Annotated in this window: 23 protein-coding genes; 15 read left to right on the forward strand and 8 right to left on the reverse strand. The window is 66.2% G+C overall.

From position 1 onward, the window contains the following. From ppgK to ACTHQS_RS05960, 5 genes are read right to left on the reverse strand one after another with little or no spacing between them, the layout of a single operon-like run. A complete protein-coding gene (ppgK, locus tag ACTHQS_RS05940) occupies positions 1-801 on the reverse strand; it encodes a polyphosphate--glucose phosphotransferase (RefSeq protein ID WP_440166951.1) in 801 nt (266 codons plus the stop codon). Further along, positions 789-2501, reverse strand: coding sequence for a glycoside hydrolase family 13 protein (locus ACTHQS_RS05945; RefSeq protein WP_440166953.1), 1713 nt, complete (start codon positions 2499-2501; stop codon positions 789-791). Before ACTHQS_RS05945 ends, ppgK begins: the two co-directional genes overlap by 13 nt. Positions 2502-2549: 48 nt before the next feature. Next, positions 2550-3437 carry a carbohydrate ABC transporter permease gene (locus ACTHQS_RS05950; RefSeq protein ID WP_440166955.1) on the reverse strand — a complete coding sequence of 296 codons (888 nt, stop codon included), beginning with the start codon at positions 3435-3437 and terminating at the stop codon, positions 2550-2552. Continuing rightward, a complete protein-coding gene (locus ACTHQS_RS05955) occupies positions 3434-4372 on the reverse strand; it encodes a carbohydrate ABC transporter permease (RefSeq protein ID WP_440166957.1) in 939 nt (312 codons plus the stop codon). Before ACTHQS_RS05955 ends, ACTHQS_RS05950 begins: the two co-directional genes overlap by 4 nt. Positions 4373-4410: 38 nt before the next feature. Then, positions 4411-5688 carry an ABC transporter substrate-binding protein gene (locus tag ACTHQS_RS05960; protein WP_440166959.1) on the reverse strand — a complete coding sequence of 426 codons (1278 nt, stop codon included), beginning with the start codon at positions 5686-5688 and terminating at the stop codon, positions 4411-4413. Between the two features lie 195 nt (positions 5689-5883). On the opposite strand from ACTHQS_RS05960, the gene ACTHQS_RS05965 reads away from it, so the two are divergent. Next, entirely contained in the window at positions 5884-6984 is a 1101-nt protein-coding gene (locus ACTHQS_RS05965) for an ROK family protein (RefSeq protein ID WP_440166961.1), read from the forward strand. A 76-nt stretch (positions 6985-7060) separates the two neighbouring features. Next, the gene (locus ACTHQS_RS05970; protein WP_440166963.1) at positions 7061-8113 is read left to right on the forward strand and encodes a tartrate dehydrogenase; all 1053 of its coding nucleotides are present in this window, start codon (positions 7061-7063) and stop codon (positions 8111-8113) included. A gap of 19 nt (positions 8114-8132) precedes the next feature. Here the strand turns inward: ACTHQS_RS05970 and ACTHQS_RS05975 are convergent, their stop codons facing one another. Continuing rightward, complete coding sequence (locus ACTHQS_RS05975; protein ID WP_440166965.1) at positions 8133-8801, reverse strand: GntR family transcriptional regulator; 669 nt, start codon at positions 8799-8801, stop codon at positions 8133-8135. Between the two features lie 125 nt (positions 8802-8926). On the opposite strand from ACTHQS_RS05975, the gene glyA reads away from it, so the two are divergent. The 7 genes from glyA to purU are packed head-to-tail and all read left to right on the forward strand — an operon-like array spanning position 8927 to position 17815. Further along, the gene (glyA, locus tag ACTHQS_RS05980) at positions 8927-10267 is read left to right on the forward strand and encodes a serine hydroxymethyltransferase (RefSeq protein ID WP_440166967.1); all 1341 of its coding nucleotides are present in this window, start codon (positions 8927-8929) and stop codon (positions 10265-10267) included. Continuing rightward, positions 10264-11484 carry a sarcosine oxidase subunit beta family protein gene (locus ACTHQS_RS05985; RefSeq protein WP_440166969.1) on the forward strand — a complete coding sequence of 407 codons (1221 nt, stop codon included), beginning with the start codon at positions 10264-10266 and terminating at the stop codon, positions 11482-11484. Before glyA ends, ACTHQS_RS05985 begins: the two co-directional genes overlap by 4 nt. A gap of 29 nt (positions 11485-11513) precedes the next feature. Then, positions 11514-11918 carry a sarcosine oxidase subunit delta gene (locus tag ACTHQS_RS05990; RefSeq protein ID WP_142070553.1) on the forward strand — a complete coding sequence of 135 codons (405 nt, stop codon included), beginning with the start codon at positions 11514-11516 and terminating at the stop codon, positions 11916-11918. After that, positions 11915-14857: a 2Fe-2S iron-sulfur cluster-binding protein gene (locus tag ACTHQS_RS05995; RefSeq protein ID WP_440166971.1), complete on the forward strand. Its 2943-nt coding sequence runs from the start codon at positions 11915-11917 to the stop codon at positions 14855-14857. Before ACTHQS_RS05990 ends, ACTHQS_RS05995 begins: the two co-directional genes overlap by 4 nt. Next, on the forward strand, positions 14850-15500 hold the full coding sequence (locus ACTHQS_RS06000) for a sarcosine oxidase subunit gamma (RefSeq protein ID WP_440166972.1): 651 nt from the start codon (positions 14850-14852) through the stop codon (positions 15498-15500). Before ACTHQS_RS05995 ends, ACTHQS_RS06000 begins: the two co-directional genes overlap by 8 nt. Further along, positions 15500-16915: an L-serine ammonia-lyase gene (locus ACTHQS_RS06005; RefSeq protein WP_440166973.1), complete on the forward strand. Its 1416-nt coding sequence runs from the start codon at positions 15500-15502 to the stop codon at positions 16913-16915. Before ACTHQS_RS06000 ends, ACTHQS_RS06005 begins: the two co-directional genes overlap by 1 nt. Before the next feature lie 3 nt (positions 16916-16918). After that, complete coding sequence (purU, locus tag ACTHQS_RS06010) at positions 16919-17815, forward strand: formyltetrahydrofolate deformylase (protein WP_440166975.1); 897 nt, start codon at positions 16919-16921, stop codon at positions 17813-17815. Positions 17816-17912: 97 nt separating this feature from the next. Here the strand turns inward: purU and ACTHQS_RS06015 are convergent, their stop codons facing one another. Further along, positions 17913-18593 (reverse strand): GntR family transcriptional regulator, encoded by a 681-nt coding sequence (locus tag ACTHQS_RS06015; protein WP_440166977.1) that lies wholly within the window; start codon positions 18591-18593, stop codon positions 17913-17915. Between the two features lie 307 nt (positions 18594-18900). Between ACTHQS_RS06015 and ACTHQS_RS06020 the strand changes: the two genes are divergently transcribed. The 4 genes from ACTHQS_RS06020 to ACTHQS_RS06035 are packed head-to-tail and all read left to right on the forward strand — an operon-like array spanning position 18901 to position 24259. Further along, entirely contained in the window at positions 18901-20286 is a 1386-nt protein-coding gene (locus tag ACTHQS_RS06020) for a protoporphyrinogen/coproporphyrinogen oxidase (protein ID WP_440166979.1), read from the forward strand. 56 nt (positions 20287-20342) lie between these two features. Continuing rightward, complete coding sequence (dapA, locus tag ACTHQS_RS06025; protein ID WP_440166981.1) at positions 20343-21236, forward strand: 4-hydroxy-tetrahydrodipicolinate synthase; 894 nt, start codon at positions 20343-20345, stop codon at positions 21234-21236. Positions 21237-21239: 3 nt separating this feature from the next. Beyond that, positions 21240-22769, forward strand: a complete 1530-nt coding sequence (locus tag ACTHQS_RS06030; RefSeq protein WP_440166982.1) for an alanine/glycine:cation symporter family protein — start codon at positions 21240-21242, stop codon at positions 22767-22769. Next, complete coding sequence (locus tag ACTHQS_RS06035; protein ID WP_440166983.1) at positions 22766-24259, forward strand: aldehyde dehydrogenase family protein; 1494 nt, start codon at positions 22766-22768, stop codon at positions 24257-24259. Before ACTHQS_RS06030 ends, ACTHQS_RS06035 begins: the two co-directional genes overlap by 4 nt. A gap of 85 nt (positions 24260-24344) precedes the next feature. Here ACTHQS_RS06035 and ACTHQS_RS06040 read toward each other — a convergent pair whose 3' ends face one another. Then, the gene (locus ACTHQS_RS06040) at positions 24345-24941 is read right to left on the reverse strand and encodes a TetR/AcrR family transcriptional regulator (protein WP_440166985.1); all 597 of its coding nucleotides are present in this window, start codon (positions 24939-24941) and stop codon (positions 24345-24347) included. A gap of 156 nt (positions 24942-25097) precedes the next feature. Between ACTHQS_RS06040 and ACTHQS_RS06045 the strand changes: the two genes are divergently transcribed. Further along, positions 25098-25442: a cupin domain-containing protein gene (locus ACTHQS_RS06045; protein WP_440166987.1), complete on the forward strand. Its 345-nt coding sequence runs from the start codon at positions 25098-25100 to the stop codon at positions 25440-25442. Between the two features lie 11 nt (positions 25443-25453). Continuing rightward, the gene (locus ACTHQS_RS06050) at positions 25454-26827 is read left to right on the forward strand and encodes a flavin monoamine oxidase family protein (RefSeq protein WP_440166989.1); all 1374 of its coding nucleotides are present in this window, start codon (positions 25454-25456) and stop codon (positions 26825-26827) included. Positions 26828-26863 lie beyond the last annotated feature (36 nt).

Raw genomic sequence — 26863 nt, forward strand, 5'->3', positions numbered from 1 at the left:
CTAGTTCCAGGCGGCGGACGCCTGCAAGGCTGCGCCCACCACGCCCGCCGAGTTTTCCAGGCTTGCCGGGATGACCGGAGTGCGCAGCGACAGGCGGGGCAGGTATTCCTGGCTGCACGCCGAAATTCCTCCGCCGATGATGATGAGGTCCGGCGAGAACAGGAACTCAACATGTGCCAGGTACCGCTGCAGCCGGCCGGCATACTCCACCCAGCCGAGGCCTTCGTTTTCGCGGACGACGGCGGAGGCCCGGGATTCCGCCTTGAAGCCGTCAACTTCCAGATGCCCCAGCTCGAAGTTGGGTACCAGCCTGCCGTCGACGATCAATGCAGATCCGATGCCCGTGCCCAGTGTCAGGACCAGCACAACGCCCTTCCTGGCTGTGCCGGCGCCGTAGAGGGCTTCCGCCATGCCGGCAGCGTCGGCGTCATTCACGACGCGGACGGGCCGGCCAAGTCGCGACTTCAGGTAGGACTGGACATCAAGTCCGATCCAGCTGCCGTCCATGTTCGCTGCGGAGTGGGCAATGCCCCGCTTGACGATCGAGGGGATCGCGACACCCACAGGACGGCCCGCAGCCCCAAGGCACTCAACCTCGAGCTCCGCGACCAGCCGGTCCATGGTGTCTGCTACGGCCCCTACGTTGCCGCCCGCAGGTGTTTGGAGGCGGCGGACTGCGCCGGCAGGGGTGCCGCTGGCCAGGTCGATGAGTGCGCCCTTGATCCACGTCCCGCCAATGTCGATCCCGATCCGGAGATCATGCGCAGCCGCGGCTTCGATGGTGGCGGTCACTGCAGCCACGCCGTGGCGGCGCCCGGCAGCAAGCCTGCTTCCAGCGGCGAGCTGGAGACAAGCACCTCACCGGCGGGCAGCTTGAAGGGTTCGGCGCCGAAGTTCGTCACGGACGTCCAGCCGTTGGGGCGGCGGAAGGCCACCACGTCATCCCTGCCGGTTTCCAGCCACTCCAGTGCTTCGGCTGTTTGGAGCTCCGACCGCAGTGCCAGCGCCCGCCGGTAGAGGGACAAGGTAGAGTCCTCCTCCGCTTCCTGGGCTTCGACCGAGCTGCCGCCGAACCATTCAGGCTGCGGCAGGTGCGAGCCGCCCGGCCCGAAGCCGAAGGAGCTTCCCACGGACGTCCAGGGCAGCGGAACGCGGCAGCCGTCGCGGCCGATCTCCACCCCCTTGTTGCGGAAGAAAGCCGGGTCCTGGCGGTCGGCGTCGGCAATTTCGCAGCCGACTTCCTGCAGGCCCAGTTCCTCGCCCTGGTACAGGTATGCGGAACCGGGCAGGGCGAACATCAGCAGGGATGCAGCGCGCGCACGGCGCAGGCCGAGTTCGGCGTCGACGTCCTCCTGCCTGCCGCCGGCCACGAGCCACTGCTTGCCGGCTTGCCCGGCCATGATGCCACCCGCCGAATCTTCGGAAGCAGGCAGCCCGTAGCGCGTGGCGTGGCGGACCACGTCGTGGTTCGAGAACACCCAGGTGGACGAAGCGCCGGAGGCTTCCGCCTCGGCCAGGTTCTTGGTGATCGTCTTCCGGAACTGGCCGGCGTCGAAGTCGGCCTGCAGCAGGTCGAAGTTAAAGGCCTGGCCGAGACCCTCCGGGCTGGCGTAGCGGGCTCGGCGGTCCGCATGGACCCAGGCTTCGGCGACGGCGGTGCGCGGTGGGGTGTATTCGTTGAACACCTTGCGCCACTCGGCGTAGATCCCGTGGACTTCGTCCCGGTCCCAGTAAGGGTGCCGGCCTTCGAGGTACAGCGCTTCGCCCTGGGCCTCGAGGTCTGCCGTCGAGGGCAGGGTTTCCTCGAGGTTCTTGGTCAGTGCGTGGGCGACGTCGATGCGGAAACCGTCCACCCCGCGGTCAGACCAGAAACGCAGGGTGGTGAGGAAGTCCTCCCGGACCTCCCGGTTGTCCCAGTTGAGGTCGGGCTGCTCCTTGGCGAAGATATGCATGTACCACTGGCCGGGGGCTCCGTCAGGTTCGGTGACGCGCTCCCACGCCGGGCCGCCGAACACAGAGACCCAGTCCGACGGCGGCAGCTCGCCGTTGTCGCCCAGGCCGTCACGAAAGACGTAGCGGTCCCGGGCCGGGGAGCCCTTCGGCGCAGCGAGGGCTTCCTGGAACCACTCGTGCCGGTCGGAGGAGTGGTTGGGCACGATGTCCACGATCAGCTTGAGGCCGGCGTCATGCAGTGCCTGGGCCATCCCGTCGAAGTCCTCCAGGGTGCCCAGCCGCGGGTCCACATTGCGGTAGTCGTCCACGTCGTAGCCGCCGTCCGCGAGGGCCGAAGGGTAGAAAGGGCTCAGCCACACGGCGTCGATGCCCAGCGTTTTCAGGTACGGGACCTTGGCGGTGATGCCCTTCAGGTCACCGATGCCGTCGCCGTTCGAATCGGCGAAGCTTCGGGGGTAGATCTGGTACACGGACGCCTGGCGCCACCAGTTGGGATCGTCCATGCGGGGTGCGTCGGTGCGGGCAGCCATTGTGGCAGTGGTGGGCAAAATTGGTTCCTTCAGTGGTAGTGGTGGGTATTCCGGTGGGGACGTCCGTTATTTGACCGCGCCCTGCGTGAGGCCGGACATGACCCAGCGCTGGGTAAACAGGTAAACGACGATGGCCGGCGCCATTGCCATCAGGTAGGAAGCGAAGGCAACGTTGTAGCTGTTGCTGAACTGCGTCTGGAAGATCTTCTGCAGCACCGGAATCGTCTGCATTTCGGGATCTGAAATGATGAGCGACGGCATCATGAAGTCATTCCATGAGGCGATGAAGGCGAAGATCCCGACGGTGGCGCTCATGGGTCCCAGCAGGGGGAAGATGAGCCGCCAGAACACCTGCCATGTGCCCGCGCCGTCCATCCGCATGCTTTCCTCCAGTTCCAGCGGGATTGAGCGCAGGAACGCCGTAAACAGCATTGTGTTGAAGGCCAGGGCAAAGACGATGTGCAGGATTGCGACGCCGAGCGGATTGTCCAGTCCCACAAGGCCAGTGAGCTGGATTTGCGGCAGCGCCACCACGGGGAACGGGATGAACATGGCGGCAAGCAGGTAGAAGAACGACCAGCGGAACAGCCGGCGGTCCCAGTTGCGGACGATCGCGTAGGCTGCCAGCGCCGACACGAGGATCTCGCCGATGACAGCGGTGACGGACACGAACACGGAGATCATGAAGCCGCGGGGGAAGTTCGTGAGCGTCCACGCCTGGGTGAAACTGTCGAAGGTCAAGGGGCTGGGCAAGGAGAACGCGTTGCCGTCGACTGCCTGGCCTGTGGTCTTGAACGCCATGCTGATGGTGACGTACAGCGGGACGAGTACGGCGAGGGTGCAGACGATCAGGAGCGCGGTGGCGGGCCAGTTGGTGCGTTCCTGGCCGCCGCCGAACCGGCGCTTTCCTGCGGCCGATGATTTTGCTGGGATGGTGCGGGTCGCGGTGCTCATGCTGCGATCCCTCCTTTGCCACGGGTAAAGCGGAGCTGGATGAGTGCGATGGCCACGCTGATGAGGAAGAAGATCACGGCGTTGGCCATCTGGTAGGCGTAGTCCCCGCCCTCGAAGCCGCGGAAGATCGCCATGGCGACGCTGCGGGTGGAGACCCCGGGGCCGCCGTCGGTGAGGCCCACGATGATGTCGTAGGCGTTGAGGTAGTTTTTGAAGCCCAGCACCGTGTTGATCACCGCGTACCCGGCAACGAGGGGCAGGGTGATGTGCCGCAGGTTGTGCCAGGGGGACGCGCCGTCGATGGAGCTTGCCTCATAGACCTCCGGGGGAACCGTGAGGAGGCCTGCGATGTAGATCAGCATGGCACTGGGAACCGACTGCCACGCAGTGACGAACACGATCCCCACCCAGGCAAGGTCGGGGTTGGCCAGGATGCTTGAGGAGAGCGCCTCGATCCCCAAGCCCTTGCCCATCAGCGGCAGCGAATTCGAGAAGAGGTACTGGAACACAAAGGCGATGACGATGCCGGAAATCACCATCGGAATCACGAACACCGTCCGCAGCGCGGCACGGAAGCGGACCCGGGACGTGAGTCCCAGCGCCAGGAGGAACGCGACGACGTTCACCACGATGACCGTCACCAGCGAAAAAGCCAGCGTGAAGCCATAGGATCCGAGGACTCCGTCATCCTGGAACACGGCGATGAAGTTTCGGAAGCCGATGAACTCAAAGTCGCCGAACCCCACGGAGTTGGTGAAGCTGTACACGAAGCCCAGCACGGCGGGCAGCGTGACGGCGAGCGTGAAGATCGCCAGGGACGGGAACAGGAAGAAATAGTAGAGCGGGTCGACCCGGCTTTTGCGCGCCCGTGGGGCTTTGGCCGCTGCTGGCGCCGTCACCTCAGCCCTGGTGGAAGGTCTCGTCATTGATGACATGGATGGTCCTCGTTTCGTGCCTTGAATCGAAAGTGCGGTTACGCGCGGAAAGCCAGGCGCGCCCAGTCGGCGTCCATCCGGCGAAGCGTGGCTTCGGGGTCGGCGCCGCCGATGATCGACTGGATGTAGTTGGCGGCGGGAATCGTGTTCGGGATGAACTGTGACGCGCCCATGTAGAAGCGGCCCTCGTCGTAGTACTTCTGCATCTCGACGATCCGGGGGTCGGTCACAGGCGGGGCATCCTTGGCGGTGCCGAAGCCCAGGAACTTGGCGTTGTAGGGGTTTTGGATGTCCGGCTGCAGCAAATACTGGAGGAAGGCGCGTGCACCCTGCTGTCCGTTCGAGACCTGGGGGATCCACAGCGAGAGGTCGATGTTGACGCGGACCTTGAGGTCGGCGGGGTCGTCCGTCATCGGCAGGGGAAAGGTGCCAAGCTCAACGCCGGTGCCGGCCTTTTCGATTTCACCGAAGGCCCATGGCCCCTGGAAGTACATGGCTGCCTGCCCTTGCGCCATAGCGGTGTTGCCGTCCCCGTACCCGCGGCTGGCGGCATCGGGGTTCACGTACTTCTTCAGCTGGACCATGCGCCGGACAGGTTCCAGCAGCGTTTTCTGGAACGAGACCTCGGAAGTCGGGCCAACCTTCTCGCCCACCTGGTGCATGGATTGGTAGAAGGCCCGCACATCCACCATGCCGCCCACTGTGTAGTCGAACAGGCCCTGCGCGATGGTCCAGGGTTCCCGGAACGTGCCGTAGATCGGAGTGATACCCGCCGCCTTGAGCCGTTCACACACGTCGATGAGCTCATCCCAGGTAGTGGGGACTGAGAGGGCGTTTGCCTCGAAGATGCTGCGGTTGTAAATGACGGACGCCGCCATGACCGAGTAGGGGATAACGCTTGTCCGGCCCGGGTACGTGGGGTACCAGTTGGTGAGGTCCGCGACGTCTTCGCGGATGGAGCCTGCTTCCGGGAGGTCGGAGAGGTCCGCCAGGGCTCCCCGTTCCATGAACCGCGCCATTTCCAGGTTGTAGTTCAGGCAGCCAAGATCGGGGGGACTGCTGCGGACGAAGCTGGCGGAAAGATTTGTTGCCATGTCATGGAGGACGCGGTACCGGTCCTGCGATGCAGTGAACTTCGCAGCCAGGTCGCGGAAGTACGGCACCGCCTCCGGTTTTGACTGGTGGAAGGTGATGGTTGGCGCGGCCCCTGCCGGGGCACACCCAGCCAGGCCGAAAGCAGCCAGCGTACCCCCGGCAGCGGCGAGGAAAGTACGTCGTGAGACTGGCGTCCCTGCGGGCATCAAAGGTGGCAACATCGGCTCCTAAGGGCTTTCGATGAGAGTTTATTTGGATCTTATATTTAGGTCCTATACGAGGATGGGGGATGCAGGGGCTATCGTCAAGGGGTGGACGGAACTACGGCGAGCTCGACCCAACTGTTACGGCAGATCAACTCGGAAGCATTGCTGCGCTTCGCCCTCCAGGAACAAGTTTTTACGGCGGGTGAGGCTATGGAAGCGACCGGGCTGACCCGTGCCACAGTGCTCGGGGTCTGCCAGGGGCTTGTTGAGGCCGGTTGGCTCGAGGAAGTGGTCGATGGCGGTGACTCCGGCCCGGCGCCTAAGGGCCGGCCGGCCCGCCGCTATCAACTCCGAGAATCTGCCGGCGTAGTCGTGGGGCTTGATGCCGGCGAAAGCCATCTCACTGCCATCGTCGCTGACCTGCGCGGCCGTGAGCTGGGAAAACGCCGCCAAGGCATTGACTCCCATGCACTGGGCCGCGCCGGACGGGTTGCCAACGTCCGGGAGCTGATCCACGTGACGCTCAGCGATGTCGGATGCGACGTCGACGACGTTTTGCTTACGGTGGTAGGCGTTCCCGCCCCGGTCGACGGGGACGGCGCGTCCCCGGACGGAGGGGAATTCTGGCAGCTGATGAATTCCGGATTCGCCTCGAACCTCCAGGGCAAGGTCATCGTGGAGAACGACGCCAACCTTGCCGCCATCGCCGAGCAGGCGCAGGAGCAGTCCCCCAATGTGGCAACTCTTTTATCCGGGGAGCGGTTTGGCGCCGGCCTGATCGTCGACGGGAGCCTGCTGCGCGGGTGCCGTGGCGGGGCTGGTGAGATGCGGTTCCTGGACGTGTTTGACAGCAAGCTCGTCCCCGACGAGGGAGGCTCGGACGGGTTCGGCGCGCTTGCGCGGAAGTGGGCGCGTTCGCGCATCCGCTCCTACGACGGAGCTACCACGCTGCGGCACATACCCGAGGGGGAAATCAGCGCAGAAGATGTCTTCCAAGCGGCCAGCGACGGGGACCCGCTTGCAAGCGACATCATCGCGCGGCTCGGCGTCCGGCTGGCACGGATCGCCGTGGTCCTCTCCAGTCTCCTGGACATTGAGCGGGTAGTCATCGCAGGCGGGATCGCGCTCGGCATCGAGCCTGTCCTGGAACACGCGCGTACCCTGCTGCCCCGGGACTCCGGCCTGCCGCTCCCTGACCTCGTTGCAAGCAAGCTCGGAGCAGAGGTGGTGGTCCAGGGTGCCATCGAGTCCGCGCTGACAAGCATCAGGCGCGAACCCATGGCCTTCCTCCCACGTATGCTCCGAACCTGACACTAGGTCGCATCGACTGCAATTGGAACAGCCTTTGCTTACCCATATAAGGAACGCCAGAGATGACAGGACACACATGAGCCGCACCTACACCATCGATTCAATACCGGGCGACGGCATCGGCGTCGACGTCACCGAAGTGGCCATGGGCTGCGTGGATGCTGTGGCCGGGCTGCATGGCTTCGCCGTCAACTGGCGGGTCCGTGACTGGAACAGCGACCTCTACGCCAAAACCGGCCGCATGATGCCGGTGGACGGCATCGAGCAGCTCAGCAGCGGCGACGGGATCTACCTGGGAGCGGTGGGCACGCCTGACGTTCCGGATGACGTGACCCTGTGGGGACTGCTGATTCCCATCCGCCGCGAGTTCGACCAGTACGTCAACCTTCGCCCCATGAAGCTGCTGCCCGGGGTCAAAGGAGCGATGCCGGGACTTGAGGACCTGGATATTGTGGTGGTCCGGGAAAACGTTGAAGGTGAGTACTCGCAGATCGGTGGCCGCTTCGGTACGGGGACGGACGCTGAGTTCGCCGTCCAGGAGAGCGTCTTCACCAAAGCCGGCATCAGCAGGGTGGCCCGCTACGCGGCAGAGGCCGCAACGAAACGCGGCGGCATCCTGGTCTCGGCCACCAAATCCAACGGCATCATCCACACCATGCCGTTCTGGGACGAAGTGGTGGCCCGGACGGTGGAACAGTTCCCCGGCGTCACGGTGGACAAGGTGCTCATCGATGCGCTCGCGGCCCGGCTGGTCATGAAGCCCACCAGCGTCCGCACCATCGTCGCATCCAACCTGTTCGGGGATATCCTGTCCGACCTCGTGGCCGGAGTGGCCGGTTCCATCGGCATCGCCCCGAGTGCCAACCTGAACCCCGAGCGCCGGCACCCGTCGATGTTCGAGCCAGTCCACGGTTCCGCCCCGGACATCGCCGGCAAGGGCATCGCCAACCCCGTCGGCGCCCTCTGGGCTGCCGCCATGATGCTGGACCATTTGGGCGAGGCGGCGGCCGCGCAGTCCCTTACCGGCGCTTTCGAGTCAGCGCTGGCAGACGGCATCGCCACACCGGACCTGGGCGGCTCGGCCACCACGATGGAATTCGCGCAGGAGGTACGGGCCCGGCTGGGCTAGCCGCGGCTGGACACGACGGCTAGAGCACGTTCCGGATGGCCTGCTCGAAACTGGTGACGTGCTCCAAGGCGAGCTTGCCCGCCCGCTCCGCGTCGCCGTCGGCCACTGCCTCCAGCAGCTCCACGTGCTCGGCAATGTGGGACGCGACGGACGGGACCTTTTCGAGCACCATGCACCAGATGCGCGTGGCCAGGTTGTCGTAGCGGATCAGGACGTCCTCGAGGTGCGCGTTGGCCGCGGCCCGGTAGATCAGCCGGTGGACCTTGATGTCGTACCGCATGAGGTCGTAGGGATCGTCGTCATCGCCCATGGTGGAGATCGCGGCCGCGGTTTCCCGGATTTCCGCCCGCAGCGCGGGCGTTGCCAGCTTCGCGGCCCGGCGTGCGGCCAGGGGTTCCAGGGATTCGCGCAGCTCGGAGACGTCAGCCAGTTCAGTGATGTCGACGATGGTGGCGAACGTTCCGCGGCGGGGATAGGACACCACCAGGTGGTCGCTTTCCAGCCGCTTGAGGGCTTCCCGGACCGGCGTCCGGCCGATCCCGAGCTCGGCGGCCAGCTTGCCGTCGTTGATCGCCTCGCCCGGCCGGATGTCCAGCATGATGAGTCGGTCCCGGAGGTGCCGGTAGGCCTGTTCGGAGAGTGAGAGGTCCCCGTCGCCGGCCAGGTGGTTCTCTAATGTGACGCTCATTTCGAGCCTTCCCAGGAGTGCTATTGACGTCCAAGTGATCTGGAACATACTATTACGACAGTTCTAATATATCAGTTACAGATCAGTTATAGGTCAGTAACTCCGAAGGGCTCAAAAGGAGAACAATGCAGGACGTACTGAACGCCTCGCTCGCCACGGTCGACGCCGACGTCGCCGCCGCTGTGGCACAGGAACTGCACCGCCAGCAGTCCACCCTGGAAATGATTGCGTCGGAGAATTTCGCTCCGGCCTCCGTCATGGAGGCCCAGGGCTCGGTGCTCACTAACAAGTACGCCGAGGGCTACCCGGGCAAGCGCTACTACGGCGGCTGCGAGCACGTGGACGTCATTGAGCAGCTGGCCATCGACCGCGTGAAGGCATTGTTCGGCGCTCAGTTCGCCAACGTCCAGCCGCACTCCGGTGCCCAGGCCAACGCCGCCGCCATGTTCGCCCTGCTGAACCCGGGCGACACCATCCTGGGGCTCTCCCTGGCGCACGGCGGACACCTCACGCACGGCATGAAGATTAACTTCTCCGGCAAGCTCTACAACGTGGTTCCCTACCACGTCCGCGAGGAAGACCTCCGGATCGATATGGCCGAGGTGGAAGCCCTGGCCCTGGAACACAAGCCCAAGCTGATCGTTGCCGGCTGGTCCGCCTACTCCCGCCAGCTGGACTTTGCCGAGTTCCGCCGCATCGCCGACCTCGTGGGTGCCTACCTCATGGTGGACATGGCGCACTTCGCCGGACTCGTCGCCGCCGGCCTGCACCCGAACCCCGTCCCGTATGCGGACGTGGTCACCACCACCACCCACAAGACCCTGGGCGGTCCGCGCGGCGGCGTCATCCTGGCCAAGGAGGAATACGCCAAGAAGATCAACAGCGCGGTGTTCCCGGGCCAGCAGGGTGGTCCGCTGGAGCACGTTGTGGCCGCCAAGGCCGTGGCGTTCAAGCTCGCTGCCGCCCCCGAATTCAAGGAACGCCAGGAGCGGGTGCTGCAGGGCGCCAAGCTGCTGGCCGAGCGACTCCTCAAGGACGACGTCGCAGCCGCGGGCATTTCCGTGGTCAACGGCGGCACCGACGTCCACCTGGTCCTGGTTGACCTCCGCCACTCCGAACTCGACGGCCAGCAGGGTGAGGACGCACTCCACCAGATCGGCATCACGGTCAACCGCAACGCCGTCCCCTTCGACCCCCGCCCGCCGATGGTCTCCTCCGGCCTCCGGATCGGCACCCCCGCCCTGGCCGCCCGCGGCTTCGGCGCCGCCGAGTTCACCGAGGTTGCGGACATCATCGCCACGGCCCTGATTGCCTCCGCCGGCACCGGCACCCTCCCCGGGGACACCGCCGTCGAACTCCGGGAACGCGTAACGGCCCTGGCTGGCAAGTTCCCCCTCTACCCGCACCTCTCCGCCGACGCCAACCTGGCCGGCATCGAGGCAGACCTGATTGGAGCCGCCCAGTGAGCACCCAGCACCTTCCGGAGCACCCGGACTTCCTCTGGCGGAACCCGGAACCCAAGTCCTCCTACGATGCCGTGATCGTCGGCGGCGGCGGGCACGGCCTGGCCACCGCCTACTTCCTGGCCAAGAACCACGGGATGACCAACATCGCCGTCCTGGAAAAGGGCTGGCTGGCCGGCGGCAACATGGCCCGCAACACCACCATCATCCGCTCCAACTACCTCTGGGACGAGAGCGCGGCCATCTATGAACAGGCCCTCAAGCTCTGGGAAATCCTGCCCGAGGAACTCGAGTACGACTTTCTGTTCAGCCAGCGCGGCGTAATGAACCTGGCCCACACCCTGGGCGACGTGCGCGAAAGCATGCGCCGCGTGGGCGCCAACAAGCTGAATGGCGTCGACGCGGAATGGCTGGACCCGCAGCAGGTCAAGGAACTCTGCCCCATCCTGAACATCCGCGACAACATCCGCTACCCGGTCATGGGCGCCACCTACCAGCCCCGCGCCGGCATCGCCAAGCACGACCACGTGGCCTGGGCCTTCGCCCGCAAGTGTGACGAAATGGGCGTGGACATCATCCAGAACTGCGAGGTGACCGGATTCGTCAAGGACGGCAACCGCGTGGTAGGCGTCAAGACCAACCGCGGCACCATCAACACCGAAAAGGTGGGCCTCTGCGCCGCCGGCCACAGCTCGGTCCTGGCCGAGATGGCGGGCTTCGAACTGCCCATCCAGTCGCACCCGCTGCAGGCCCTGGTCTCCGAGCTGCACGAGCCCGTCCACCCCACGGTGGTCATGTCCAACCACGTGCACGTCTATGTCTCCCAGGCGCACAAGGGCGAACTGGTCATGGGCGCCGGCGTTGACTCCTACAACGGCTACGGCCAGCGCGGCTCCTTCCACGTGATCGAGCAGCAGATGGCGGCCGCCGTCGAACTCTTCCCCATTTTCGCCAGGGCGCACGTGCTCCGGACCTGGGGCGGCATCGTGGACACCACCCTGGACGCTTCGCCGATCGTGGGCACCACCCCGGTGGAGAACATGTTCGTGAACTGCGGCTGGGGAACCGGCGGGTTCAAGGGAACCCCCGCCGCCGGCATGACCTTCGCCCACACCATCGCCACCGGCGCCCCGCACAAGCTGAACGCGCCGTTCTCGCTGGACCGCTTCGAAACCGGCGCCCTCATCGACGAACACGGCGCCGCCGCCGTGGCCCACTAGCCGCCGCCACCAGAAAAGGACTAACGCACATGCTGCTGATCCCATGCCCCAACTGCGGCCCGCGGGACGAAACCGAATTCCACTACGGGGGACAGGCCCACGTCCCGTACCCCGAGAACCCCAACGAGCTGAGCGACACGGAGTGGTCCCGCTACCTTTTCTACCGGGAGAACCCCAAAGGCATCTTCGCCGAGCGCTGGGTCCACAGCACGGGCTGCCGCCAGTGGTTCAACATGCTCCGCGACACCGTGAGCTACGACATCAAGGCTGTCTACCCGATGGGGGCGAAGCGGCCTGACCGCTCCCCGGACGGCGCACCCGAAACCGGGACCGCCAGCACCGGCCCTGACAGCACCACCACGGGAAGTGCCGCACCCAGCACCTCCACCACGAGCATCCTCAGCACCACCGCCCCGGAAGGAGCGACCAAGTGACTTCCCAGAACGCCCGCCTGGCTACCGGCGGCCGCATCGACCGCACCATCTCCTGGCGCTTCACCGTGGACGGCGAGGAGTTCACCGGCCACCCCGGTGACACCCTTGCCTCGGCGCTGCTGGCCAACGGCCGCATCGCCGCCGGAAACTCCCTCTACGAGGACCGCCCCCGCGGCATCATGTCCGCCGGGGTGGAAGAAGCCAACGCCCTGGTCCGTGTGGAAGCACGCTTTCCCGGCCACGTGGCCGAATCCATGCTGCCCGCCACCACCGTTTCCCTGGTGGACGGCCTCCAGGCCACCCTGCTCAACGGGCTGGGCAAGCTGGACCCGGAGGATGACCGCGCCGAATACGACAAGAAGTACGTCCACACCGACGTCCTGGTGATCGGCGGTGGTCCCGCCGGGCTTGCCGCGGCCCGTGAGGCTGTCCGTACCGGTGCCAGGGTCATGCTGCTCGATGACCAGCCCGAGCTCGGCGGCTCGCTGCTCTCCGGTTCCACGGCTACCGGCCTGGCCGAGACCATCGAGGGAAAGCCTGCCCTGGAATGGGTGGCCGACGTCGAAGCGGAGCTGGTATCCGGCGCCGAGTCCACGGTCCTGAACCGCACCACCGCGTTTGGCGCCTATGACGCCAACTACGTCATCGCCGTCCAGAACCGCACCGACCACCTTTCCAGCCCGGCCGCCCCGGGTGTCTCCCGCCAGCGGATTTGGCACATCCGTGCCAGCCAGGTGGTTGTCGCGCCGGGAGCCCACGAGCGTCCCCTGGTGTTCGAGAACAACGACCGCCCCGGCATCATGCTCGCTTCCGCCGTACGCAGCTACCTGAACCGCTACGGGGTGGCTGCCGGTAAGCGCGTGGTCATCAGCACCACGAATGACAGCGCCTACGCCGTCGCTGCCGACCTGGCCGCCGCCGGCGTCAAGGTCGCCGCCGTGGTGGATGCCCGTCCGGCCCTGACCGCCGTGGCGACTGCCGCCGTCGAATCCGGGATCCGGGTGCTGATCGGCAGCGCGGTGGCCAACACTTCCGCAGGCGCCGAGGGCCGGCTGGACGGCGTCACCGTCCGCAGCATCAACGACGACGGCGAGCTCACCTCCGGCGTCGAGCAGATCTCAGCAGACCTGCTGGCAGTGTCCGGCGGTTGGAGCCCGCTGGTACACCTGCACTCCCAGCGCCAGGGCAAGCTGCGCTGGGACGAGGAGCTGGCAGCCTTCGTGCCCAGCACCGAGGTCCCCGCCCAGCAGACCATTGGCTCCGGCCGCGGCTCCTTCGCCACCGAAGACTGCGTCGCGGAGGGCATCTCCGCCGGCGCCAGGGCGGCCATCGCCACAGGCTTCGAATCCGCCGTCGAACCCTCCGTGTTCGGCGACCCGAAGGCATCCGCCCCCACCCGCCAGCTGTGGCTGGTACCGGGCGAGAACGGCACCCCTGACGACTGGCACCACCACTTCGTGGACTTCCAGCGCGACCAGTCCGTGGCGGACGTCCTCCGCTCCACCGGAGCCGGCATGCGCTCGGTGGAACACATCAAGCGGTACACCTCCATCAGCACCGCCAACGACCAGGGCAAGACCTCCGGCGTCAACGCCATCGGCGTCATCGCCGCGGCCCTGCGCACCGCCGGAGAAGCCTCCCGCGGCATCGGAGACATCGGCACCACCACCTACCGCGCCCCCTTCACCCCGGTGGCCTTCGCGGCACTGGCCGGACGCCAGCGCGGGGAACTGTTCGACCCCGCCCGCGTCACGTCCATCCACCCCTGGCACGTAGCCAAGGGCGCGCTGTTCGAGGACGTCGGACAGTGGAAGCGGCCCTGGTACTACCCGCAGGCCGGGGAGGACATGGACGCTGCCGTGCTGCGCGAATGCGCCGCCGTCCGCGAGTCCGTGGGCTTCATGGACGCCACCACGCTGGGCAAGATCGAAATCCGCGGCAAGGACGCGGGAGAGTTCCTGAACCGGATGTACACCAACGCGTTCAAGAAGCTCGCGCCCGGCTCGGCACGCTACGGCGTCATGTGCACCCCGGACGGGATGATCTTCGACGACGGCGTGACCCTCCGCGTCGACGACGAGACCTACTTCATGACCACCACCACCGGCGGCGCCGCCAAGGTGCTGGACTGGCTGGAGGAATGGCTGCAGACCGAGTGGCCGGAACTGGACGTGCAGTGCACCTCCGTGACGGAACAGTGGAGCACCATCGCCGTCGTCGGGCCCAAGTCCCGTGAGGTCATCGCCAAGGTGGCACCGGAACTGGCTGCCAACGGCGGCCTGGATGCCGAGGCCTTCCCGTTCATGACCTTCCGCGAGACCACCCTCGCCTCCGGCGTACGGGCCCGGATCTGCCGGATCTCGTTCTCCGGTGAACTGGCCTACGAAATCAATGTGCCGGCCTGGTACGGGCTCAACACCTGGGAAGCCGTTGCTGCTGCCGGTGCGGAGTTCAACATCACCCCCTACGGCACCGAAACCATGCACGTGCTGCGCGCCGAAAAGGGCTACCCGATCGTCGGGCAGGACACCGACGGCACTGTCACCCCGCAGGACGCGGGCATGGAGTGGATCGTGTCCAAGGCCAAGGACTTCATCGGCAAGCGCTCCTACACCCGTGCGGACGCCCAGCGTGAGGACCGCAAGCACCTGGTCAGCGTCCTCCCCGTGGATGGCACGCTGCGGCTGCCCGAAGGCACCCAGCTCGTCGAAAAGGGACGCTCCACCAACCCCGCCTACGGCCCCGTGCCGATGGAAGGGTTCGTCACCTCCAGCTACCACAGCGCAGCGCTGGGCCGGTCGTTCGGCCTGGCCCTGATCAAGAACGGACGCAACCGCATCGGCGAAACGCTGGTGGCAGCCGCCGGCGACCAGCTGGTGGACGTGGTTGTCGCAGAAACAGTGCTTTTTGACTCTGAAGGGACCCGTAAAGATGGCTGAAACAGCAGCATCCCCGACCTCCGCCAAGACCAACGCCGAAAAGAACCTCGCCGCCCGCGTCAGCCCGGCCCGCCAGCTGGCGGACGAGTTCGCGGCCGGCTCCCTGGCCGGCACCGTTGAAATTTCCGAGGTGCCTTTCCTGACCATGGTGGGCCTCCGGGCGCTGGCAGGCTCCGCCGCGGCGGAGCGCCTGGCCGGTGTCACCGGTGGCCTCCCCGCTGGCTCCGGCGCCGTGGCCGGCAACGGCGACGTGTCCGTCCTGTGGCTCGGGCCCGCCGAGTTCCTGGTGGTGGCGCCCACCGAGGCGCACGAATCCCTGGGCGGTGACCTCATCCCTGCGCTCCGGGACGCGCTGGGCGGCGACGCGGGCCAGGTGGTGGACCTGTCCGCCAACCGGACCACGTTCGAACTGACGGGCCCCCGGGCCCGCGCCGTCCTCGAAAAGGGCTGCTCGTTGGACCTGCACCCGCGGGTCTTCAAGGCCGGCACCGCCTTCTCCACGGAAATTGCGAACATTCCGGCCATCCTGTGGAAGACCGGTGACGAGTCCTTCAGGATCTTCCCTCGTGCCTCTTTCGCCGAGTTCCTGGGCCGGTGGCTGCTGGACGCCATGCGGGAGTACGCCTCGCCAGAGGTCCCCTGATGGCGCTCAGCGTCCTTGACCTCTTTTCCGTCGGCATCGGGCCCTCGTCGTCACACACGGTGGGCCCGATGCGGGCGGCGAAGCTGTTCGCGGACGGGCTGAAGGGCGATGGCCAGCTGGCCGCCACCGTGCGCGTCCAGTCTGAACTCTTTGGTTCCCTGGGCGCCACGGGGCGGGGGCACGGTTCCGACAAGGCAGTGGTCCTGGGGCTGCAGGGCCTTGAACCGGAGACCGTGGACACTTTCACGGCCGACGACCAGGTGGCTGCCGCCGCGCTGAACGCCGAACTGCACGTCGCCGGCAGCCACCGGGTGGACTTCAACTGGGAAGAGGACGTGGTGCTGCACCGGCGCAAGTCCCTTCCCGCGCACCCCAACGGCATGACGTTCCGGGCCTTGGACCACGCGGGTGCCGTCCTGAGCGAGCGGAGCTTCTACTCGATCGGCGGCGGCTTCGTGGTGGACGGCGACGCCGAGGGCGCGGACAAGGTGGTGCCGGATGACACCGTGCTGCCGTACCCGTTCTCCACGGGGGATGAACTCCTGCAGATCTGCAGCCGCGAAGGCATGTCCATCTCTGACGTCATGCTGGCCAACGAACTCACCTGGCGCAGTGAAGCGGAACTCCGCGAGCAGTTGCTGGGGCTGTGGGCCGTCATGCGCGAATGCGTGGAGAACGGCTGCAACGCAGGGGGCATCCTGCCCGGCGGGCTGAACGTCACCCGGCGGGCGCCCGCCCTGTTCCGCACCCTGACGGCCTCGGCCGCCACCGCCGAAGCCGCGGCAGCAACGCCGTCGCCCGTCCAGGCACCGGCAGATCCGCTGCTGGCGATGGAATGGGTGAACCTGTTCGCGCTGGCCGTGAACGAGGAGAACGCCGCCGGCGGGCGGATCGTCACGGCCCCAACCAACGGGGCCGCGGGAATCGTTCCGGCCGTCCTGCACTACTACGTGAAGTTTGTTCCAGGAGCCGACGACGACGGTGTGGTCCGCTTCCTGCTGACGGCGGCCGCCGTCGGAATCCTGTTCAAGACGAACGCCTCCATCTCCGGTGCCGAAGTGGGCTGCCAGGGCGAGGTGGGCTCTGCCTGCTCAATGGCCGCGGCTGGGCTCTGTGAAGTGCTCGGCGGGACGCCTGCGCAGGTGGAGAACGCCGCCGAAGTGGGGATCGAGCACAACCTGGGCCTGACCTGCGACCCCGTGGGCGGCCTGGTGCAGATCCCGTGCATCGAGCGGAATGCGATCGCCAGCGTGAAGGCGATCAACGCGGCCCGCCTGGCCCTGCACGGGGACGGCAGCCACAAGGTCTCGCTGGACAAGGCGATCAAGACCATGCGCGACACCGGAGCCGACATGAAAACCAAGTACAAGGAAACCTCCCGAGGAGGCCTCGCCGTGAATGTGATCGAGTGCTGAGCCATGACCGTGACTGAAACCCATATCCCCGCATCCAAGACGCCCACCACCGTGGAACACGTCCTGACCCTTGACTGCCCGGAAGGGCCCGGCATTGTGCACGCCGTGTCCGGTTTCCTCCTGGAACACGGCTGCGACATCATCGACAACAAGCAGTTCGGTGAGCGCACCGAGGGCCACTTCTTCATGCGCGTGCATTTCGTCTCCGAGGGGGATGAGTCCACGCTGGATGTCTTGCGGTCCTCCTTCGCCCCGGTGGCCGAAAAGTTCGGCATGCGGTGGCAGCTGGAGCGCCGGGGGTCTAAGCGCAAGGTGCTGATCATGGTGTCCAAGTTCGGACACTGCCTCAACGACCTGCTCTTCCGCGCCAGGATCGGCGAACTGCCCGTGGACATTGTGGCCGTCGTGTCCAACCACCGGGACCACCAGGCGCTGGTCGAGTGGCACGGCATCCCGTTCCACCACATCCCGGTCACGGCCGAGACCAAGCCCGCAGCGGAAGCCGCGCTGATGGAACTCGTGGACGGGCTCGACGTCGAACTCGTGGTGCTGGCGCGCTACATGCAGGTGCTCAGCGACGACCTGACCCGGAAGCTGGACGGCCGGGCCATCAACATCCACCACTCGTTCCTGCCCAGCTTCAAGGGCGCCAAGCCCTACCACCAGGCCTACGCGCGCGGCGTCAAGACCGTCGGCGCCACCGCGCACTACGTCAACGCCGAGCTGGACGAAGGGCCCATCATCTCCCAGCAGGTGGTGGACGTGGACCACACGTACGGTCCCGAGGACCTGGTGGCCGCCGGCCGCGACACCGAATGCAAGGCGCTCTCCAATGCCGTGAAGTGGCATTGCGAGGGCCGGGTCATCCTGCAGGGCAACCGCACCGTGGTGCTCCGCTAGCGGTTCTCAACTAAACACTGTCAGCGCGGCTGGCTGCCTTCGGGCGGCCGGCCGCGCTTTTGTTTGCCCGATCCTTGCGCCATTCCCGGGCCAGGCACTAGGCGCTGCCCTGCTCGGCGAGGCGGGCCTTGATCCGCTCGCTGGCATCGCGGAGGGATGCGTCGTTGACGGCTGCGGCAGCCGCCGGGTCCCCGTTCCGCGCAGCGGCCACCAGGTCCTGCTGGTACCGCCACAGGGAATCGTCGTCACCGGCGTCCAGGGAGCCCTGTGCGCCGACGATCTTGTAGGCGCGGCACTGCTGCCACAGGGCCCTGATCATTTGCAGCAGCACCGGGTTGCCGCCCGCCTGGTAAAGGATGGCCAGCATCTCCTCGTCATGGTCAAGGAGGGCAATGACCTGCCGCTCGTCGATGGCTTTGCGCATCAGCTCGTACTCGGACTGCATTCTCCCGCAGTCCTCCGGGGTGATCCTCTCGCTGCCCAGCCGCGCAGCTTCGGTCTCCAGAAGCCGGCGCACGTCATAGACGTGGATCAATTCCTCGAGGCTGAGGCTCTTGACCACGGCACCCTTGTGCGGCTCACGCTCCGCCAGGCCGGTTTCCTCCAGGCGGCGGATGGCCTCGCGGACCGGCATGACGCTTGTCCCCACCTGCTCGGCGAGGTCGCGCACCTTGAGCCGTGATCCGGCGGGCAGTTCACCGCTGAGGATCGCGGCATGGATCATCGCATAGACCTGGTCGGTCAGCAGGGTGGGCTCGGCGCGCTTGGATATGACCACCCGTCCAATATACGGCCGGGAGAACCAGCCCTTGCTGCGGCCGGGGCGGCCTGCCGCGCAGAAAAATATCCTTTTAGGGTCTTGTGTGATCTGTGATCACATCCTATGGTGGTTTATGTCACATCGACCCAGCATCCCCCGCAAACATCCCCAGCGGGACGGGTGCAAGCTTCCGACCTCCTGCCCTGTCGCCACCCGCGGTGGCGCCACAGGCTCCGCATCAGCTCCTCCCGCACAACCCTTGCCGGAGCCACCGCAACGGCTCCGGTGACCATGCACATCCAACAACAGCTAAGGAATGGCAATCATGAAAGACGCAGTAATCGTTGGCGGCGGCCTGGCCGGACTCTCGGCGGCCTGGCGGCTCCGGCACTGGGACACAGTGGTCCTGGAATCCGGGGACCGCGTGGGCGGCCGCATCCGCTCCGAACGCCGGGGTGACTACTGGCTGAACTGGGGCGGCCACGTTTTTGCCGGCGCCGGATCCTCCACCGACGCGCTGCTGAACGAAGTCGGCGTGATGGCGGTCCAGATCCCCGGGTCTCTGCAGGGCCTGTCCATGAACGGCAAGTTCATCAAGAAGGGGCACATCGCCACCTACCCGTTCCGCATCCCGATGTCCCTCACCTCCCGTGTGGACACCATGCGGGCCGGCCTGAAGGTCGTCAGTGGAGTGGCCAAGTACACCGGAGTGGTGCGAAAGCGGGCAGGGGAGTCGGGTGCCATGCGGCAGCAGCGCATCTACGATTTCGAGAACAACACCTCTTTCCAGAACTTCATCGGCAATCTCTCTGAAGATGCGGCAGCCCTGTTCAAGACCACCGTCACCCGTTCTGCCGGCGACATGGACCAGATCTCCGCCGGTGCCGGCATCGGCTACTTCAGCCTGGTCCTTGGCTTTGGCCAAGGGCTGAGCCGGGGCATCGTTGGCGGCCCGTCCACGCTGACGGAATCCATTGCGGCGGCCATGGGGGACTGCATCGAGCTCGGCGCCGTGGTCCACGAAGTAGTCCACAAAAAGGAATCCGTCGTGGTCCGGTACCGCCAGGGCGGCGTCGACCGCGAAGTCGAGGCCCGCACCGTTGTCCTCGCCACCACCGCCGACGTCTCGCACAAGGTCGGCGTGGACCTCCCGGATGACCTGCGCGGTGCACTCAGCCAGATCAAGTACGGCCCGCACGTCAGCACAGCGTTCCTGACCAACGAAACCACGGCCCGGCCCTGGGACGACATCTACGCCATCGCGGCACCGAAGCGCTCCTTCGCGATCGCCCTGAACCAGGCGAGCATCGTCCGCGGCACCGAATCCGTCCGGAAGCCCGGCGGCAGCTTCATGACGTTCTCCCCGGCCAGCCTGGGCAAGGCGCTGCTGGAGAAGAGCGAAGAGGACGTCATTAAGACCCACCTGACCGACCTTGACCAGGTCCTGGGCCACGGCTTCGCCGACAGCGTCGTCGAGGCCAAGGTGGACCGCTGGAAGAATGCGTCCCCCTACTGCTTCCCCGGCCGCGCCAAAATCCAGTCCACGCTGATGCGCGGAGCCGACCGCGTCTTCCTGGCCGGCGACTACCTCGGAACCCTCTACACCGAAAGCTCCATCACCACCGGCTTCTCCGCAGCCCAGGAAGCCGCCAGCGTCCTTGCCACCCACCGCCAGGCACCGCCCCAGGCCGGCCTGTCCATCGTCGCCTGACCATCCACCGTTTCATCAGTCCACTGATCCCACGCACGTAAGTAAGGAAACACTCCATGTCCAACAACCTCCGCGGTGTCCTCACCGCGCTCTCGACCCCCTTCAAGCAGGACGAAACCCTCGACGTCGAGACTTTGAAGCTGATCGTCGACCGCTCCATCGACGGCGGCGTGGACGGCGTCGTCGCCGCCGGCTCCACCGGCGAAGTAGGCGCCCTGTCCTCGGAAGAGCGCCTGCTGCTTATCGAGACCGTCATCAACCAGGCCAACGGCCGCGTGCCGGTAATCGCCAACACCGGTGCCACCTCCACCGCCGAGGCCATCCGCCTGTCCCGGGCCGCCGAGAAGCTGGGTGCCGACGTGCTCATGCTGGTCACCCCGTACTACGAGCCGCTGACCCTGGAGGAAACGGTCACTTACATCAAGGACGTGGCCCGGTCCGTCACCATTCCGGTGATGCTCTACAACATCCCGGCTGTCACCGGCGTGAACCTGGATCCGGCCACCGTCCGGGCACTGGCCGAGGAGGTGGACAACATCCGCTACATCAAGGACTCCAGCGCCAACTGGGAACAGGCACTTCAGCTGATCCACCACCACTCGGACGTCATCGGCACCTTCATCGGCTGGGACGTCTACCTCTACAGCGCCCTCGTCGAAGGCGCAGCGGGTGTCATGGCAGGCACGGCCAACGTGGTCCCGGCTGAAATCGTCGATGTCAGCCGCCGCATCGCCGAAGGCGACCTGCAGGGCGGACTGGAGCAGTGGAAGAAGGTCTACCCCGTGATTGACGCGCTCCTCTCGGTGCCGTTCATCCCCGCCATCAAGGCAGGCCTGACCCTGCAGGGCGTTCCCGCCCGATCCCCGCGCCGTCCCACGGCAGACCTCGGTGCCGGGGACCTGGGACGCGTGAAGAAAGCCCTGTCCGCCCTGTACCAGACTGTCGGATAAGCCATGGATACCGATTTCGGAGCCTTCCTGTCCGCCGTTTCCGACGCCATCTGGGCGCCCATGGCCTACGTGGTCCTGGGCCTCGGCGTCGCCTACTCCATCGCCACCAAAGGCATCCAGTTCCGCCGCATCCCGGACATGCTCCGCCAGTTGCGGGACAGCGAAGGCGGGGAGGGCGGCCTGTCCTCCTTCCAGGCCCTGGTCCTGGCACTGGCCAGCCGCGTCGGCGTCGGAAGCATCGCGGGCGTTGCCACGGCCGTCGGCGCCGGTGGCCCCGGAGCCCTCGTCTGGATGGCCATCACCGGCCTGGTGGGCTGCACCGTCGGCTACGCCGAAGCGGCCCTGTCCCAAACCTTCAAACGCCAGGTCCAGGACGAGGACCGCCGCAGTGCCAACGAGGACATCGGCGGCATGCCGTACTACATCAAGTACGGCCTGAAGCTGCCCAAAGTGGGCGCTCTCGTGGCAGTGCTGGGCGTCATCGGTTACGGCTTTGTCTTCCCGGGCCTGCAGGTCAACACCATTGCCGCAAGCGCCAAGCTGGCGTTCGGCCTGGACAGCTGGATTCCCGCCGTGCTGGTCACCGTCCTGATCGCCTTGGTTATCTTCGGCGGCACCACCCGCCTGGTGAAGGTGACCCAGGCCCTGGTGCCGGTCCTGGCCATCGGCTACCTGGTCCTTGCGCTGGCCGTGATCGGCATCAACATTGGCAGTGTCCCTGCCGCCGTTGCCCTGATCTTCCAGTCCGCCATCGGTGTCCACCCCATCATGGGCGGCATCGCCGGAGCCGCAATTGCCTGGGGCGTGCGCCGGGCTGTCTTCGCCTCATCCAACGGCCTCGGTGAGGCCACCTTCGCCGCAGCTGCGGCCCGCACCTCCCATCCGGGCAAGCAGGGCCTGGTGCAAACGTTCAGCATCTACATCGACGTGCTGCTGATCTGCATGGCCACCGGCCTGATGATGGTGGTTTCGGGCAAGTACAACGTCGCGGACGGTTCCGGCGGTTTCCTGGTCAACAACATCCCGGGCGTTCCCGTTGGTGCCAACTGGGTGCAGGAAGCCATCGACACGCTGCTTCCGGGCTGGGGAGCGGGATTCGTTTCCGTTGCCGTACTCCTCTTCGGCTTTACCTGCCTGCTGGCCTACTTCTACGTGGCCAACTCCAACCTCCTCTACCTGCTGGACGGCAGGCCAGGGCATCTTTGGAAGAACGTCCTGAAGATCGGCACCATGGCCATCGTCTTCGTCGGCTCCATCGTGAACGCCCAGGTGGTCTGGGCGGCCGGCGACATCGGCCTGGGCCTGATCGCCTGGGTCAACCTCATCTGCCTGGCCTTCCTCTTCCCGCTGGTCCGCAAGATCTACAAGGACTACGAACGCCAACGGAAGCTGGGCCTGGACCCCACCTTCAATCCCAAGGCACTGGGCATCGATGGTGCCGACTTCTGGGAGCAGCCGGTTCCCGTCGAGCACCACCACCATCAACTCCACCACGCCAGCCAGTCCACCGAGAGGACCCCGGACAAGCCATGACCACCACTGACACTGCACTGTTCACCGTTCGCAGGGCGGCCAACCCGCCCGTGCCGTCCCTTCCCCCGTTTGGCCAGTTCATCGGCGGCGCGTTTGTTCCGTCCACGTCGGAGGCAACGGTCGACGTCGTGAACCCGGCGACCGGGGCGGTCCTCACCCGGGTGCCTGCCGGGTCCGTCGAGGACGTCGACGCCGCCGTCGCCGCAGCTGTGGCGGCCAAGGCAGCGTGGGCGGCGAAGACGCCGAAGGACCGTGCCGGAGTCCTCCTCCGGATCGCGGACATCATCGAAGCCAACCGGGACCTGTTCGAAACCCTGGAATCCGCCAACACCGGCAAGCCCGCCGCGGTGGCGGAGGACGACATCACCAGCGCCATCGACACCTTCCGGTTCTCCGCCGGCGCCGCCCGCGCCTTCAGCACCATCGGTGCTGACGATTACGCGGAGAACCACACTTCGGTGATCCACCGCGAACCGGTGGGCGTGGTGGGCGTCATCACCCCCTGGAACTACCCACTGCTCATGGCTGCCTGGAAAATCGCCCCGGTCCTGGGCGCCGGCAACACCCTGGTCCTTAAGCCGTCCGAACAGACACCGCTGACTACGCTCAAGCTGGCCGAACTCATCGCCGGTGAGGTTCCCGCCGGCGTCGTGAACATCGTGACCGGCCCCGGACGCGTGGTGGGCAACCGGCTCTCCGAACACCCCGACGTTGACCTGGTGGCCATCACCGGAAGCGTGGGCAGCGGCCAGAAAGTGGCCGCCGGTGCAGCCGCGTCGGTCAAGAGGGTGCACCTGGAGCTTGGCGGCAAGGCGCCCGTCGTGGTGTTTGACGACGCCGACCTGGAGGCCGCTGCCAAGGGGGTCCGCAGTGCCGGGTTCTGGAACGGCGGCCAGGAGTGTGGTGCGGCATGCCGGGTCCTGGTGCACGAATCGGTGGCGGAGAAATTCACCGACCTGCTGGTGCGGGAGGTCAGCGAAATCTCTGTCGGCACCCCCGGCGCGGGGACCGACGTCGAGATCGGCTCCATGATCTCCGGCGCGCACTACGAGCGTGTCCTCGCCGCGCTGGACGACGTGCGCAAGGACGGCCTGACCATCGCGGTGGGCGGCAACGCCATCGAGGGGCCGGGCTTCTTCATCGAACCGACCGTGGTCACGGACGTTCCGCCCGGCGCCGCGATCGCCAGCACGGAAATCTTTGGGCCGGTGGTGTCCGTGGAGAGCTTCAGCACGGATGAGGAAGCCGTTGCCCGGGCCAACGAAACCATCTACGGACTGGCGGCCTCTGTCTGGACCAGGGACTCTGCCCGCTCGCTGACCGTTCCCCGGAAGCTGGATTTCGGCACGGTCTGGGTGAACTCGCACCTGGTCATCGCCACTGAAATGCCGTGGGGCGGATTCAAGGGCTCCGGTTACGGCCGCGACCTGTCCAGCTATGCCCTGGAGGACTTCTCCCGCACCAAGCACGTGATGTACAACCGCGGCTGACGCGCTTCATTTTCAGGGACTTCTGCCGTGGCGCTGTTCGCGTCACGGCAGAAGTGCGTTAAGCAGCAATGCTCCAGCGGCAGCTTTAACTGCTCGCGGTGCTACCCCGCCGCAGGAGAACCGCCTGGTGCACCTCCTCCAGGGCGGCAGCGATCTCCTCCCGCCCCACGCCCGCCAGGTACTGCAGTACCAGTCCATCCAGCGCGGCGAACAGCGAGCGGGCCACCACGCGGACGTCACCCTGGACGCCGAAAGCCTCAAGCCCCGCCGACAGCGCGCCAACGTAGCTTTCATACAGAGCGGCCACCGGTCCTGCCAGCTCCGGGCGGCGCCGGGCCTCGAGGATCATCTCGTACTGGAACACCTGCAGCCCCGGATCTTCAAGCAGCAGCTCCAGCAGCGCATCGGTGAAGGTGCCGCCGTTCGCCGCCGCATCCCGCAGCCGTGAGGCGGCGATTGATTGCTCGGAGGACCATTGCAGCGCTGCGCCGATCAGCGAGTCCCGGGTCCCGAAATGGTGGGCGACCAGGCTGTTGTTGACGCCCGCCGCCTCGGCCACCGCACGGTACGTGAGTCCCCGCAGGCCCTTCTGCGCCACCACATCCACCACTGCCCGCAGGAGTGATTCGCGGCCTGTGCCGTATTTCGAGGAGGAAGCGCTGCGGGTGGCAGAAGGCGTCATGACGACGATTCTAGCCAGCCGGGGTGAGGTGGAATGCAGCCTATTGACTTAAAACTAAGCAATTGCTTAGATTGCTTCACGCCGTGAGGCCCGTCACAGCCCCGGCGACATCATCATTCAATTCCGGCAGTCGCCGCCCTTCCCCTTGGAGTTCCCATGTCAACAGTCCCTGCCTTCACCACAGCCTCATTCCTCGACCCCGGCAAGAACGAGCCCTTTGAGCTTGGCCACGTGCAGTGGGTCCGCCGGTTTGGCGAAGGAGACAGGCCGGCGTTGGCTTGCGGCTACTGGCACGTCACTCCCACAGAAGCCCCCGAACCCTTCGACCTCGTCATGGAAGCCGACGAGACCATCCACATCCTCGACGGTCACCTTCGGATCGAGGTGGAGGACGGGGATACGTATGACCTCACCGCGGGCGGCGCCGCTTCCTTCAACAAGGGCGCCCGCACCAGGTGGGCCGTTCTGGCCCCCACCGTCGAATTCTTCGTCTACTCCTAGGAAGCTGCGCAATGGAACAGGAAAACAGCGGCGCAGGGCAGAACCTGGACGTCGTCATTGTAGGTGCCGGTTTCGCCGGCCTCACCGCCGCCCGCGAGCTCACGCGGCAGGGCCTTAAAGTCCGCATCGTCGAAGCCCGGGACCGCATCGGCGGCAGGACCTGGCTGGACCACCGGCTGGGCCGCGACCTGGAGATCGGCGGCACATGGGTCCACTGGACCCAGCCTTACGTATGGGCGGAACTGAAGCGGTATGGCATCGGCACCGTTGCCAGCCCGGAGCCCCAGCGGGCTTTCTGGTGGGCCGACGGCGGCCGCCGGGAAGGTTCGCCGGACACCCTGCTGGAACTGATCGGAAAGTACAACGGCGAATTCATCAAGGAGTCGCGGAACTACTTCCCCGAGCCATTCGCACCACTGGCCCGTGACGCCTTCAAGGAGATCGACCACGTCTCCGTACAGGACCGGATCCGGGACCAGTTTCCTCCCGGAGCGGCCCGCGACATCCTCGAATCCTTCTGGGCATTGAACTTTAACGGCCCCCTCGAGAACGCCGCGCTGACCCAGGCCCTGCGGTGGGTGGCCCTGACCAACGGTGACTGGGCCGTCAACTTCGAAGCATGCGCCACGTACAAGATCCAGGGCGGAACCGCCGCGCTCGCCAAGGCCATCCTTGAGGACTCCCGTGCCGCCGTCGACTTTGGTTTCGCCGTTGAAGGCATGACGGACGACGGTGGGACCGTCACCCTCCGGAGCGTGGACGGCCGGACCATCAGTGCCAGGGCCGCCGTCGTCACGGTCCCCCTTCCCGTCCTGGGAACCATCGACTTCCAGCCGCCGCTGCCGCCGGCCAAGGAGGAAGGGGCGCGGCTGGGACAGGTGTCCAAGGGCGTCAAGGCCTGGATCCGGCTGCGGGGCGAACATGCCCCCTTCGTGGCGCTGGGACAAGCGCACTGGCCGCTGAACTTCTTCCAGGCGGAGTACACGCTCGACGGCGACACGATCGTCGTCGGCTTCGGCCCCGATGCAACAAAAATTGACGCGTCGGATGCAGCGGCAGTCCAGGAGCAGCTGGCCCGGCTGGTGCCCGGCGTTGAAGTGCTGGACGTGGCCACGCATGACTGGGTGGCGGACCCGCTGGCGGGGGAGACCTGGCCTATGCACCGGACGGGTTTCCTCAGTAACCACCTGGCTGCGATGCAGTCCAGGCACGGCAACGTGTCTTTTGCCGGATCAGACATCGCCAACGGCTGGGGCGGCTTCATCGACGGCGCCATTGAAAGCGGCATGGAAGCGGCACTGGACGCCGCATCGCTGCTCGGCCCCCGATCCGCCGCCCGCCCCGCCGTCCAGAAGCCAATGCCGGGAAATCCTGCACTGCGCTGACAAACAACAACTCGTCGCTGGTGGACAAAGGGCTTC

Source organism: Arthrobacter sp. SAFR-044 (genome assembly GCF_051965175.1).
GTDB lineage: Bacteria > Actinomycetota > Actinomycetes > Actinomycetales > Micrococcaceae > Arthrobacter.

Coding starts and splice junctions, on each gene's coding strand:
- ACTHQS_RS05950 (WP_440166955.1), bottom strand. CDS start 3,437: ATGAGCACCGCGACCCGCACCATCCCAGCAAAATCATCGGCCGCAGGA.
- ACTHQS_RS05975 (WP_440166965.1), bottom strand. CDS start 8,801: ATGAGCGTCACATTAGAGAACCACCTGGCCGGCGACGGGGACCTCTCA.
- ACTHQS_RS05955 (WP_440166957.1), bottom strand. CDS start 4,372: ATGTCATCAATGACGAGACCTTCCACCAGGGCTGAGGTGACGGCGCCA.
- glyA (WP_440166967.1), top strand. CDS start 8,927: ATGCAGGACGTACTGAACGCCTCGCTCGCCACGGTCGACGCCGACGTC.
- ACTHQS_RS05970 (WP_440166963.1), top strand. CDS start 7,061: ATGAGCCGCACCTACACCATCGATTCAATACCGGGCGACGGCATCGGC.
- ACTHQS_RS05960 (WP_440166959.1), bottom strand. CDS start 5,688: ATGTTGCCACCTTTGATGCCCGCAGGGACGCCAGTCTCACGACGTACT.
- ACTHQS_RS05965 (WP_440166961.1), top strand. CDS start 5,884: ATGGAAGCGACCGGGCTGACCCGTGCCACAGTGCTCGGGGTCTGCCAG.
- ACTHQS_RS06005 (WP_440166973.1), top strand. CDS start 15,500: ATGGCGCTCAGCGTCCTTGACCTCTTTTCCGTCGGCATCGGGCCCTCG.
- ACTHQS_RS06000 (WP_440166972.1), top strand. CDS start 14,850: ATGGCTGAAACAGCAGCATCCCCGACCTCCGCCAAGACCAACGCCGAA.
- ACTHQS_RS06020 (WP_440166979.1), top strand. CDS start 18,901: ATGAAAGACGCAGTAATCGTTGGCGGCGGCCTGGCCGGACTCTCGGCG.
- ACTHQS_RS06045 (WP_440166987.1), top strand. CDS start 25,098: ATGTCAACAGTCCCTGCCTTCACCACAGCCTCATTCCTCGACCCCGGC.
- dapA (WP_440166981.1), top strand. CDS start 20,343: ATGTCCAACAACCTCCGCGGTGTCCTCACCGCGCTCTCGACCCCCTTC.
- ACTHQS_RS06050 (WP_440166989.1), top strand. CDS start 25,454: ATGGAACAGGAAAACAGCGGCGCAGGGCAGAACCTGGACGTCGTCATT.
- ACTHQS_RS05990 (WP_142070553.1), top strand. CDS start 11,514: ATGCTGCTGATCCCATGCCCCAACTGCGGCCCGCGGGACGAAACCGAA.
- purU (WP_440166975.1), top strand. CDS start 16,919: ATGACCGTGACTGAAACCCATATCCCCGCATCCAAGACGCCCACCACC.
- ACTHQS_RS06030 (WP_440166982.1), top strand. CDS start 21,240: ATGGATACCGATTTCGGAGCCTTCCTGTCCGCCGTTTCCGACGCCATC.
- ACTHQS_RS06035 (WP_440166983.1), top strand. CDS start 22,766: ATGACCACCACTGACACTGCACTGTTCACCGTTCGCAGGGCGGCCAAC.
- ACTHQS_RS06040 (WP_440166985.1), bottom strand. CDS start 24,941: ATGACGCCTTCTGCCACCCGCAGCGCTTCCTCCTCGAAATACGGCACA.